Below are 12,027 nucleotides of genomic sequence, written 5' to 3' on the forward strand. Positions count from 1 at the left end.
GACACCGTGGTGGGGGCGTACTTCATCACGCCCCCCGCGCGCCAACCCTCGTAGGGGCGGACCTGCGTGTCCGCCCACCCCTGCCCCGACCTCGCCCCCCGCCCCCGCACGCGAACCTCGTAGGGGCCGCCCGCGTGGCTGCCCGTGCCCCGCCCCGCGCCGAACCCCGCCTGCGCGCACCAACCCACGCACAAACCCCCTCCCCCGGGCAGTATCGGGGGAGGGGGATGCGTCGCGGAGCGACGCTGGGGGTGGGGCCTACGCCGCCTCCGCCGCCCCGCGCCACCCGGGAATCGCCTCGAACACCCGCAGCGCGAGCGGCACGCGGCCGAACGGCGCGCTCACCTGCACGCCCTGGATGATCGGGAGCGAATCGCGCAGCATCTCCTGGGCGATCAGGGTGCCCTCCTCCACCGCGGCCTCCTTGCCCAGGTCGCTCGCGCGGCGCATGCGCTCCATGACGTCAGGTGGGACGACGACGCCGGGGACCTCGTTGGCCAGGAACTCGGCGTTGCGGGCGGAGACCAGCGGCCAGATCCCGGCGATGATCGGGATGCGGATCCCCTCCTTTTCGATGCGCGCCACGAACGACTCCAGCTGGCGCAGGTCGAAGACGGGCTGCGTGATGGCGTACTCCGCGCCCGCCTCCACCTTCCAGTAGAAGCGACGCAGCTCGTGCTCCAGGTCCTCCGCGCCGGGGTTGACGCCCACGCCCAGGACGAAGGAGGTGGCGTCGCCCAGCACGTTGCCGCCGGGGTCGAGGCCGCGGTTGAGGCGCGCGGCCAGGTTCGTGAGCCCGATGGCGTCGATGTCGAAGACGGCCGTGGCGTCCGGGTACGGGCCCATCTTGGGCGGGTCGCCCGTGACGAAGAGCATGTTGCGCAGCCCCAGCGCCTGCGCCCCGAGCAGGTCCGAGAGCATCCCGAGCAGGTTGCGGTCGCGGCAGGCGTAGTGGACCACCGCCTCCATCCCCACCTGCTGCTGGATGATGAGCGCCGTGGCCAGTGCGCCCATCCGCGACTGCGCGCGCGGGCCGTCCGGCACGTTGACGCCGTCCACCCCCGCCGCCTTGAGGAGGCGCACGCCGTCCAGCATCGCGGCCGGGTTGACGCCGCGCGGCGGGACGATCTCCACCGTGGTCAGGAACTCGCCCGTGACCAGCTTGCGCCCCCACTCCGAGCGCTCGGCGAGCGGCACCGGCTCGATCGCCCGGCTGTCGGGCTCGTGCGCGGCGGCGTGGACGCGCGTGGACTGCGCGGGGGCCAGCATGCGCAGCGCGCCCGCCATGCGCGCGATGTGCTCGGGCGTGGTGCCGCAGCAGCCGCCCACGAAGCGCACGCCCTTGCGGATGAGGCGCGCCGTGTACGTGGCCATGTACTCCGGCGACGCCATGTAGATGGTGCGGCCGTCCACGTCGCGCGGGAGGCCGGCGTTGGGCTGCATGATGAGCGGCCGGTCGGTGGCGGCGAGCATCTCGTCGGTCGCGGCGAGCATGGCGCTGGGGCCCACGCTGCAGTTGAGCCCCACGACTTCCGCGCCCCACCCGGCCAGCCGCTCGGCAAGCGTCGCCGCCTCGGTGCCGAAGGGGGTGCGCCCGTCCTCGCGGATCGTCATGTGCGCCACCACGGGGAGGTCGCACACCTCGCGCACCGCCAGGATCGCCTGGTGGATCTCCTCGAGGTCCGCGAACGTCTCCAGGACGAAGAGGTCCACGCCGCCAGCGGCCAGCCCCTCCGCCTGCTCGCGGAAGATGGAGCGCGCCTCGTCGGCCGACGTGGGCCCGAACGGCTCGATGCGCATCCCCAGCGGCCCCATGGCCCCTGCGACGTAGACACGGTCGCCTGCGGCGCGGCGGGCGAGGGCGCCGGCGCAGGCGTTGATCTCGGCCGTGCGGTCTTCGAGGCCGTAGCGCGCCAGCTTGGCGCGGTTGGCGCCGTACGTGTTCGTCTCCAGGATCTCGGCGCCCGCCTTGACGTAGGCGCGGTGCACGTCCGCCACCAGGTCGGGCTGGGTGGTGCACAGCTCGTCGTAGCAGCGGTTGATGTACACCCCCTTGGCGTACAGCATCGTCCCCATCGCCCCGTCGAAGAGGTGTGGGCGGCCGTCGGCCAGGAGCTCGCGGAAGTCGGGCATGGGCGTGGTTCGGTCCGTCTTTGAGTTTCAGCGTGGATAGTGCTAAGTGCTAAGTGCTAAGTGCTAAAGTCCTAAGTGCTGAGTAACTGCAGTTCCAGCACTTAGCACTTAGGACTTAGCACTTCCGTTTACATCACAATCGGCGTCGTCCCGTACACCGGCACGGCCCACAGCACCTTCCCCTCCCGGTCGAAGCCGACCTCGGTGTCGCCGCGGCGGGCGCGGCAGGGGGTGCGCTGTTTGCCCGCGTAGACCCAGCGCGTCGTGGTGCGGCCGTGGAGCCCGCCCAGCGTCTCCTCGACGGTGGGGCGCGGGGTGTTCGCGGGGAAGGCGTCGGCCAGGTGCCCCAGGTTGATCTCCGTGCAGCGTTGCGGGTTCTTGCCCAGCCGCGCCGCCACGCTCGTGGAGTCGTCGCCTACGCGAACGCTGCCGGCGGCGCGCTCCCGCCCGCGGTCGCGAAAGAGGAGCACGCCCGCAAGGATCAGCACACCCAGCGCGATGATGGCCGCGCTCACCATCCGGGAGCGCCCCCGGTTCGTCTTCAGCGCGCGATCCACGCTGTAGTTTGCCTTTGCGATTGCGACCTCCTCGCGCTGGGCGCGGGGCTGTGGGGGTGCCGTGCTACGGTTATCGGTGCCAGGTGCAGGCGGAATGCCAGGAACTACAGGGATTAGGGATCAGGGATCAGGGATTGACCAGCAACACACCTAGTCCCTATTCCCTATTCCCTATTCCCTCAAATCGTCGAGAAGTACTTCGCCGCCGGATGGTGCACCACCAGCGCCGCCGTCGACTGCTCCGGGTCCAGCTGGAAGCCGGCGGTGAGGCCGACGCCGATGGCTTCCTTGACCGGGAGGAGCTTGAATAGGAGCTCGTGCTGCTCCACGTCCGGGCAGGCCGGATAGCCCCACGAGTAGCGCAGCCCCCGCGGCTCGCCGATCCCCAGCTCCTGGCGGATGCGGCGGTTCACCAGCTCGGCCGTGCCCTCCGCGGTCTGCACGCTGAAGCCGTGCAGGTAGTAGCCCTCGCTGTAGTCCCCGCCCTTGGTGCGGCGATCGATGAACTCGGCCGCGCGGTCGCCGCTCGTCACCACCTGCAGCGGAAGGACGTCCTGGGGGCCCTCGCCGTTCAGCGGGCGGAAGTAGTCCGCCAGGCACAGCTCCTCGCGGTCTTCCTGGCGCGGGAACTCGAAGCGGCCCACCTCGCGCGTCCGGTCCTTTGGGTCGAACACGACCACCGCGTCGCCGTCGCGGCCGGCGGGGAAGTAGCCGTAGATGGCGCGCGGGCGGAGCCATCCCTGCGTGCGCGCTTCCAGCGAGTAGCGCGCGAGGCGCGGCTCGAAGTCCTCGCGCACCAGGCGGTCCCACTCGTCGCCCTTGAGGTTGCGGGCTCCCCACTGCATGCGGTACAGCGTGTTGCGGTCGATGCACTCCACCACGTCGTCCACCGGGAGGTTCTGCAGCACCTTCCACCCCCAGAACGGCGGCGTGGGGACGTCGGCGGCGCCCACGGCGGGGTTCTCGCGCGATGCGGGACGCTTCCCCTTCGCGGCCTCCTTGGCCGCGTTGTAGGCGGCGGAGCGGCGCAGCATCTCCTCGTTGTGCTCCACGACGAACTGCTCGCCGTTGTCCGCCATCAGGCTGTCCATGGTCGACAGCCCCTCGAAGGCGTCCTTGCAGTAGAACATCCCGGCCGGGAACGGCTTGCCGTCCTCCACCAGCGCGGCGCCGCGCACGAACGACGGGTTGATGGCCGCGCCGCCCACCAGCAGCGGGTAGTGAAGGCCGCGCTTGTGCAGCTCCTGCGCGCACAGCGGCATCTGCTTGGAGGTGCTCACCAGGAGCGCGGAAAGGCCGATGGCGTCCGCGCCCACCTCCTCCGCCTTCTCGATGATGGTGTTGACCGGCACCTGCTTGCCCAGGTCGTACACCGTGTAGCCGTTGTTGCTCAGGATGGTGTTCACCAGGCTCTTGCCGATGTCGTGCACGTCGCCGTACACGGTTGCAAGCACCACCTTTCCCTTGGTCTGTCCCTCCGCCTTCTCCAGGTAGTTCTCCAGGCGGGCGACGGCGCGCTTCATCGCCTCCGCGCTCTGGAGGACGAAGGGGAGGATCAGCTCGCCCGCGCCGAACTTGTCGCCCACTTCCTTCATCGCGGGGAGGAGGACGTCGTTGAGCACCGGCACCGCGCCGAACTTCTCCACGGCGCGGTCGATCCACTCCTCGATCCCCTCCTTCTTGCGGTGCAGGATCTTCCAGTGCAGCGCCTCCTCCGGCTCCATCCCCGCCGTGGGATCGACGCTGGACTCCTGCTCCACCGTGCTGTTCTCGTAGAAGGCGATGAACGCCGCCAGCGGGTCGTGCTCCGCGGTGCGCCGGTCGAAGATCAGGTCGTCGGCCAGCCTGCGCTCGGCGTCCGGGATCTCGAAGTACGGCTTGACGTGCGCGGGGTTGATGATGGCCGTGTCCAGCCCCGCCTGCACGCAGTGGTGCAGGAAGACGGAGTTGAGCACCCCGCGCGCCGCCGGCGACAGCCCGAACGAGACGTTCGACACGCCCAGCGTGGTCAGCACGCCCGGGAGCGCCTCCTTGATCGCGCGGATCCCCTCGATGGTCTCCGCCGCCGACTTGCGGAACTCCTCGTCGCCGGTGGCGAGGGTGAAGGTCAGCGCGTCGAAGATCAGGTCGCTGGGGTGCAGCCCGTACTCGCCCACGGCGATCGCGTGGATCTTGCGCGCGGCCTCCAGCTTCGTCTCGCGCGTCTTGCACATCCCGCCCAGATCGCGGTCGATGGTCAGCGCGATCACCGCCGCCCCGTGCGCCGCCACCGACGGCAGCACCGCGTCGCAGCGCTCGCGCCCGTTCTCCAGGTTGATGGAGTTGACGATGGCGCGCCCCGGCGACTGCTTCAGCGCCGCCTCGATCACCGGCGCCTCGGTGGAGTCGATGCACAGCGGCGCATCCACGCCCTGCGAGAGGAGCTTGACGACGGTGCGCATCTGGTCGTCCTCGTCGGCGCGCTCCGTAAGCGCCACGCACACGTCCAGCACGTGCGCGCCGCTCTCCGTCTGGTCGCGGGCCACGTCCAGGATGCCGTCGTAGTCGTCGCCCAGCAGGAGGCGCTTCACCTTGCGGCTCCCCTGCGCGTTGACCCGCTCGCCGATCATCGTGGGCGCGGGCTCCTGCACCAGGTCCGTTGCGCGGATGCCGGAGGAGAGGCGCGGCACGAAGACGGCCTCGCTCACCCGCGGCTTCGCGCCGCCCACCCGCGCCACCAGCTCGCGGATGTGCTCGGGCGTCGTGCCGCAGCACCCGCCGACGATCCGCACGCCGTGCTCGTTCACGAACTCGGCGAGCTGCTCGGCGAAGGGGACGGGCTCCAGCGGGTACACGGCCACGCCGCCGTCGTTGTGCGGGATCCCGGCGTTGGGGATGCACGACACGGGGAGGCGCGCGTTCTCGCCCAGGAAGCGGATCGGCTGGCGCATGTGCTCGGGGCCGGTGGAGCAGTTGAGCCCCACCACGTCCACCCGCAGCGACTCCAGCGTCACCATCGCGGCGCCGATGTCGGTGCCCAGCAGCATGCGGCCGCTCGTGTCCAGCGTCACCTGCACCTGCAGCGCGACGGGACGGCTCGCCTCGCGGATGGCGGCGCGGCAGCCGAAGATGGCGGCCTTCACCTCCAGGATGTCCTGCGACGTCTCCACCAGCAGCACGTCCACTCCGCCCTCGATCAGCGCCGCGGCCTGCTCCTGGAAGACGGGCGCGAGCTCGTCGAAGGTGATGTTCCCCAGCGTCGGGTCGCTCGCCGACGGCAGGAAGCCGCTGGGGCCGATGGAGCCGGCCACGAAGCGCGGCTTCTCTGGCGTGGAGAAGCGGTCCGCCACGCGGCGGGCGAGCGAGGCGGCGGCGACGTTGATCTCACGCACGCGCTCCTGCAGGCCGTATTCGCGCAGCGTGATGCGGTTGGAGCGAAAGGTGTCCGTCTCCAGCACGTCCGCGCCCGCTTCCATGAACGAGGCGTGGATCTCCTCGATGACGTTCGGCCTGGAGATGACGAGGTAGTCGTTGCACCCCTCCAGCTTCTCGCCGCCGAAGTCCTCCGGCGTCAGGTTGTAGCGCTGGACCGAGGTCCCCATGGCGCCGTCGAAGACGAGGACGCGCTGGTCGAGTGCATCGAGGTAGGGCGGGCGAAGCTGCTGCATGCGTGATTTCCAGAGAAACAAAGGCCCCGCGGCTCTCTTGGAGTGCGGGGCACGGCATACCAGAACGGGCTACCGGAGATCCCGACTCTTTAGCGTTTTTTTAGGTGGTCGCAAGCGGTCGCGGCAAATTCATCCACCGCACGCGGTTGGCGTGCAACGCGCAATCTACACCGATCTGTCGTGAGCGCAAGGCGTTGCGCGGCGTGGGGCGGCTTTGGGCCACGGCCACGGTTGGGGGTGCCGGGGCGATGCGCGGGCGATGGACGGGCGATGCGCGGGCGATGCGTCCCGGGGGATGCACGGGCGATGCGCGGGCGATGGGTCCCGGGGATGCGTGGGCGATGCGTCCCGGGGATGCGCGGGCGATGCGTCGGGGGGTGCGCGGGCGATGCGCGGGCGATGGGTCCCGGGGGATAAATCCCCCGGCTGGAACCACGCGAAGACCGCTGAAGCGGTCTGGGGTGCGAGTTTCGATCGCGGCTCACCCTCTGTCATCCTGAGCGACGCGTTGCGCGGAACTCGCCCCGGCTGCGGCCTCTGGCGCGGAGCGAAGGATCTAGTGCGCGTTCCGAGGGATCCGCATTCGACGCGGACGCCAGCACCGCCTCCGCTTCGGCGACCATGCGGGCCGGGCTGAACCAGTGGGCGATCCGCCACGACGCTTCCCCGGCGCGCTCCCCCGCCAGCTCGGGGGAGGTGAGCGCCTCGCCGATCGCCTCGGCCATCGCGGCGGTGTCGTCGGGGGGGACGATCCAGCCGGCGGCGGGGCGGCCGTCGCGCGCACCCAGCGCTCTGCGCACGCCGCTGATGTCCGTGGCGACGATGGGGGTGCCGGAGGCCATCGCCTCCAGCATCGCGTTCGCCATCCCCTCGTTGCGGCTGCACAGCACGAACAGGTCGCACGCGCCCAGGATGCGCGGGACGTCGTCGCGGAAGCCCGCCCAGTGCACGCGTTCGCTAAGCCCCAGCGAGGCGGCCCGCGCGCGGAGGGCACCCTCCATCGGCCCCGAGCCCACGATCAGCAGCTCGGACCCGGGGACGTCCGCGGCGGCGAAGGAGTCGATCAGCAGGTCGAAGCCCTTGCGCGGGCACATGTGCCCGACCCCCGCCACCAGCCGCGACGACGGCGTCAGGCCGAGCTCCTCTCGGGTCGCGATGCGCTCCTCCGGCGCTAGGCGCGGAGGCGGCACGATCCCGTTCAGCACCAGATGCACCTCGTCGGCCGGGAACCAGGGCGCGCAGCGGAGCCACTCGCCGCGGATCTCCTCCGAGTTCACGATCAGCGCGTCGACGTTGCGGCGGAACGGGCGGGGATGGCGCCCGCGCGGCGGCAGCGTCCGCACGATCCCGAGCCGCACCACCACGCGCGGAACCCCCGCGATCCGCGCCGCCCGCGCCCCCCAAGCGATCCCGTTCCACGAGGTGAGCACGAGCGCATCCGGCCGCTCGCGCCGCAGCCACATCGCGAAGCGCAGCCCCCGCACCACGTCCGCGCGCAGGCCGGGTCGGACGGCGGAGGTGGGGATGCCGCGCTCTTCCAGCCGCGGCTGCACCGCCCCGTCTGCCCGGCACGAGACGACCACCGAGTGCCCGTTTTCCAGCAGTCCGGCGGCGAGCATCGACATCCACTTCTCGTTGCCGCCCCAGACCCGGCTGTTGTTCTGGATCACCACTTTCATCGAAGCTTCGCGACGTCCAAGGGTTACTGGTGAGCTTCGCCCCCGAAGCTATCCCGCGGCGACGCGCGCCATGATGCGCTGCCGCCGCTTCCCCGCGATCGTGCCGTTGATGGCCATGGCCGGGCCCACCAGCCAGTACACGAGCCCCGCCGCGACCGCGTACCGCCGCCCGCCGATGGCCGCGACCGCGATGGAGGCGATGCCGATGGAGGAGTTGAGGATGCACTCGCGGATGTTGTCGCGCGTGTCGTGGAGCTCCAGCTCGTCCAGCTCCAGCATCTCGCGCTTGCGGAGGGCGTGCAGGTGCAACAGCGCGAATATGACGAAGACCGCCACGTAGCCCGTGCTGTAGACCACCATCAGCATGGCCGGCTCGTTCCCCTGCATCACCGGCACGGTCTTCCCATCCGCCAGCGTGACGTTCGACGGGTCGCCCATCATCTGCCCGATCACCATTCCGAAGACGAACTTGAGCGGGTAGACGAAGAAGAGGACGACGAAGAGGAGGACGGCGTTGAGCGTCTCGGTCATCCCGTCGGTGAGGCCGTAGCGGCGGAAGAAGCGGTAGTGGTGGTGCCACACGATGTAGAGGAGAGCGAAGCACGCCCCGAACGCCACGAAGCCCCGCATCGCCCCGAAGAGCTGGGCGGCGGTGCGCGGCACCTCCAGCGACACCACCAGCAGGGTGATGGCGAAGCCGAACACGGCGTCGCTGAGCCCCTCCAGCCGCGACACTTCCCTGCCGCGGAGCCGGAACCCGAGCTTGTCGCCGGGCTCGCGGGCCATCACCATCGTGCGGATCATGGTTGCCCTCGGAGGGATCAGGCCTGGCCGACCAGCGCCTCGATCTGGTACGGATACACGGGGACGCCGCGGGTGATGACCTCGTGGCCGTCGTCGGTGACGATCACGTCGTCCTCGATGCGCACGCCGATTCCGCGCAGCCGCTCCGGCACATCGTCCGCGGCGGGGATGTAGAGGCCAGGCTCCACGGTGACTACCATCCCGGGCTCCAGCGCGACGGACGAGCCGTCCGGGTTGGCGAAGGGACCCACGTCGTGCACGTCCAGCCCCAGGTAGTGCGAGGTCTGGTGCATGAAGAAACGCTGGTGCGCCTTGGCTTCGATCACCTCCTCGACCGTCCCCGTCACCAGCCCCAGGTCGATCAGCCCCTGCACCACCACCTCGAGCGCCGCCTGGTGGATGGCGGAGAAAGGCGCGCCGGGCCGGATCGCCGCGATGGCCGCCTCCTCCGCCGCCAGCACGATCTCGTAGACCTCGCGCTGGGCAGGCGTGAAGCGGCCGTTGACGGGGAAGGTGCGCGTGATGTCCGAGCAGTAGAGCCCAAGCGCGGCGCCCGCGTCGATCAGCACGAGGTCGCCGTCCTCGGTGCGGCGGGCGTTGTCGTGGTAGTGCAGGATGGTGGCGTTGATCCCGCTCCCCACGATGCTGGGGAAGGCCGTCTCCGCCGTCGGACCCGCGGCGCGGAAGCCGGACTCGATGACCGCCTCCAGCTCCCACTCGCCGATCCCCGGGCGGGCGGCGCGCATGGCGGCGGCGTGCGCCCGGGCAGCGATCTCGGCCGCGGCACGCATCCGGTCCAGCTCGGCGGGCTCCTTGATCAACCGCATCCGGTCCAGCACGGCGGCGGGATCGCGCACGTCGGCGGGGCCCTTGCCGGTGCGCGGGCGCGTGTGCCGGAACTTGCGGAGGAGGCCCGTCACGCGCGCGTCCATCTCCGCGTCCGAGCCGAGGGTGTAGAAGATGGCGTCGGCGGGCTCCACCAGCGCCTTGAGCCGCTCGTCCAGCTCCTTCATGGGATACGCGGCGGTGGCGCCGAAGTGCTCACGCGCGCCCTCGGGACCGGCGCGGGGCCCATCCCACGCCTCGCGCTCGGGATTGCGCTCGCGCACGAAGAGCGTCAGCCGGTGCTCGTCGTCGTGCGGCGTCAGCACGGCGGCGGTGCCCGGCTCCACGAAGCCCGTGAGGTAGAAGAGGTCGCTGTCCGGCCGGTAGCGGACGGCGGTGTCGCGCGACTTCACCAGCTCCGGGAGCGCCACCAGGATCGCCACTCCACCGCCGATCCCCTCCAGGAAGCGGTCCCTTCGCCGGCGGTAGGTCTCCGCGTCGAAAGCGGCCGTCACAGCGTCTCGCGCAGCGCGGTCTGCACCCGTGGCGCCAGGTCGGACCACGTCGCCGTGTCATCCTTGGTGACGGTTACGAAGTCGGCCACCATGAAGATGGAAGCCACCCCGGCCTCCGCCATCAGCCGCGCCGCGATGGCGTTGTCCTTTGCCTCGCCGGCCGTGTCGAAGGTGAGGCCGCTGCGCCCCTCCACCAGGGTGCGGCCCACCGTGAACTTGCCCGCGTTGGGATTGGGCGTCTCCTCGAACTTCACCTTGGCCTTCGCCATCCAGTCTGCTCCACGGGTAAGGGTCAGTTGGAAAGCATAGGCCGCGGCAGGGCGGGACGCAACGAATGCGCGTCTCGCCGGGGCGGCGGGGGCGTGTTAGCTTGGCGCGCGGCCACTCAACCATTCAGGCGGACGGGGGTATGCACGGGGGCACGCTCCGCGCGCCGGCCGTCCTCTTTCGCACACGATGTCGAAGCACTTCCCCGCCCTGATCGCCTGCGCGCTGGCCGCGGCCCCGCTCGCGGCGCAGACCGTTCCCCCGGCGGACAGCACCCCGCCCGCGGCGCCTGTGCCGCCGCCCGCTCCACCGCCACCCGCGCGGCCGCCGCTGGTGAACCCGTGCAGCGTGCGCCCCATCGAGCGCCTGGGCCGCAACCCGACGCCGTCCGAGCTTCGCTGCCGCTACAACGCGCGCGGGCCGGGGCGCTTCGGGCTGCTGTCGTACCTGGACGTGCCCGTCTACCAGCCCGCCACCCCGCTCCCGGGCACGCACGTCGTGGGCGTACCCGGGATGCCGCACCCCGACCCGGGCGAGAGCTACGAGCACTGGGAGTGGCGCGTCCTGCGCACCGTCTTCGGCTCCGAGGTGCGCCGCACCTACCGCGAGATGGAGCTGCTGGACCCGATCTTCGCGTCGAAGCTGCGGCGGATGGAGCAGGCGCTCGCCGGGCGCGGCGTGCGCGTCCGCCGGCGTGAGACGTGGAGGGCGCCGCAGCGGCAGGCGTGGCTTTTTCAGCAGGGCCGCAGCCGGTCCGGCTTCTTTGCCACGAGCACCCTCACTTCGTGGCACTGCCGCGTGGATCGCCTGGGCCGCGCCGCCGGCCGCGCCGCCGACTACGACGTCGCCCCCTCGCAGATGCCCGCCTTCCACGCCGCCGCCGCGGAGATGGGGCTGGAGAGCTACGGCGCCGACTCCAACGACCCCGGCCACGTCTACCTCCCGGACACCGACGCGGCGGCCGGGCTGGAGCTGGCCGTCCTGCGGTTGATCCCGCGCGTCCCCCACGTCACCCTCGCGACCGGCCGCCCGGACGGCGAGCTGCAGCCGCTGGGCGCCCTCGCCCGCTGGCGCCAGCTCACGCAGATCTTCATCTCCGAGCCGTTCTCGCCGCTGCCCGTTGTCGATCCGGTGCGGCTGCCGGTTCCGCGCGCGGTCCCGTTGTTCATCACGACGCCGCCGACGCCGGAGCGGTAGGGCCCTCTCCCCCGCTCGTTCCTCGCGGCCCCTCTCCCAAACCGCTAGGAGAGGGGCGGTGGCGGGCGTTGGTGCGCGTTGCGGAAGACGGCGCAGCGCGAGGCACGGGCAGCCACGTGGGGCGGCCCCTACGAGGCTCTGTGCCGTGGGGCGGGCGTGGAGGTCGGGGCGAGGGTGGGCAGACACGCAGGTCTGCCCCTACCGGAATTTCGTGCCGAGACGCAGGGGTCGAGGCGGGGCGAGGGTGGGCGCCGGTTTGGTGCAAAAGGACGGGCGGTGGAGAGGCGGCGGGCACGGGCGCGATGAATCGCGCCCCTACGGGATCTGTGCGACGAGGGCAGCAGTTCTCCCCCTCACCCGCCCTGCGCCCCCGCAGGCGGGGGAGGGGGCCGGGGGGAGGGGG

Annotated in this window: 9 protein-coding genes; 1 reads left to right on the forward strand and 8 read right to left on the reverse strand. The window is 71.3% G+C overall.

Annotated features, from left to right (window positions below; genetic code table 11):
• From VF647_05565 to VF647_05600, 8 genes are all read right to left on the reverse strand, one after another.
• On the reverse strand, positions 1-188 hold a 188-nt coding region (locus tag VF647_05565; GenBank protein HEX8451540.1), incomplete at its 3' end, for a hypothetical protein.
• A 70-nt stretch (positions 189-258) separates the two neighbouring features.
• Positions 259-2,133, reverse strand: coding sequence for a bifunctional homocysteine S-methyltransferase/methylenetetrahydrofolate reductase (locus VF647_05570; protein HEX8451541.1), 1,875 nt, complete (start codon positions 2,131-2,133; stop codon positions 259-261).
• Positions 2,134-2,261: 128 nt separating this feature from the next.
• A complete protein-coding gene (locus VF647_05575) occupies positions 2,262-2,690 on the reverse strand; it encodes a hypothetical protein (protein ID HEX8451542.1) in 429 nt (142 codons plus the stop codon).
• A gap of 179 nt (positions 2,691-2,869) precedes the next feature.
• The gene (metH, locus tag VF647_05580; protein HEX8451543.1) at positions 2,870-6,337 is read right to left on the reverse strand and encodes a methionine synthase; all 3,468 of its coding nucleotides are present in this window, start codon (positions 6,335-6,337) and stop codon (positions 2,870-2,872) included.
• Between the two features lie 491 nt (positions 6,338-6,828).
• Positions 6,829-8,016 (reverse strand): glycosyltransferase, encoded by a 1,188-nt coding sequence (locus tag VF647_05585; GenBank protein HEX8451544.1) that lies wholly within the window; start codon positions 8,014-8,016, stop codon positions 6,829-6,831.
• A 48-nt stretch (positions 8,017-8,064) separates the two neighbouring features.
• A complete protein-coding gene (locus VF647_05590; protein HEX8451545.1) occupies positions 8,065-8,820 on the reverse strand; it encodes a TMEM175 family protein in 756 nt (251 codons plus the stop codon).
• A gap of 17 nt (positions 8,821-8,837) precedes the next feature.
• Positions 8,838-10,160: an aminopeptidase P N-terminal domain-containing protein gene (locus VF647_05595; protein ID HEX8451546.1), complete on the reverse strand. Its 1,323-nt coding sequence runs from the start codon at positions 10,158-10,160 to the stop codon at positions 8,838-8,840.
• On the reverse strand, positions 10,157-10,429 hold the full coding sequence (locus tag VF647_05600; GenBank protein ID HEX8451547.1) for a NifU N-terminal domain-containing protein: 273 nt from the start codon (positions 10,427-10,429) through the stop codon (positions 10,157-10,159). Before VF647_05600 ends, VF647_05595 begins: the two co-directional genes overlap by 4 nt.
• Before the next feature lie 187 nt (positions 10,430-10,616).
• Here VF647_05600 and VF647_05605 point away from each other — a divergent pair, with 187 nt between their 5' ends.
• Complete coding sequence (locus tag VF647_05605) at positions 10,617-11,624, forward strand: hypothetical protein (protein HEX8451548.1); 1,008 nt, start codon at positions 10,617-10,619, stop codon at positions 11,622-11,624.
• Positions 11,625-12,027 lie beyond the last annotated feature (403 nt).

Origin of the sequence: Longimicrobium sp. (assembly GCA_036387335.1) — a bacterium.
Classification (GTDB): domain Bacteria; phylum Gemmatimonadota; class Gemmatimonadetes; order Longimicrobiales; family Longimicrobiaceae; genus Longimicrobium.

Bases quoted from the DNA above. Each gene is read 5' to 3' on its own strand.
- metH (HEX8451543.1), bottom strand. From the start codon at position 6,337: ATGCAGCAGCTTCGCCCGCCCTACCTCGATGCACTCGACCAGCGCGTC.
- VF647_05590 (HEX8451545.1), bottom strand. From the start codon at position 8,820: ATGATCCGCACGATGGTGATGGCCCGCGAGCCCGGCGACAAGCTCGGG.
- VF647_05605 (HEX8451548.1), top strand. From the start codon at position 10,617: ATGTCGAAGCACTTCCCCGCCCTGATCGCCTGCGCGCTGGCCGCGGCC.
- VF647_05570 (HEX8451541.1), bottom strand. From the start codon at position 2,133: ATGCCCGACTTCCGCGAGCTCCTGGCCGACGGCCGCCCACACCTCTTC.
- VF647_05600 (HEX8451547.1), bottom strand. From the start codon at position 10,429: ATGGCGAAGGCCAAGGTGAAGTTCGAGGAGACGCCCAATCCCAACGCG.
- VF647_05585 (HEX8451544.1), bottom strand. From the start codon at position 8,016: ATGAAAGTGGTGATCCAGAACAACAGCCGGGTCTGGGGCGGCAACGAG.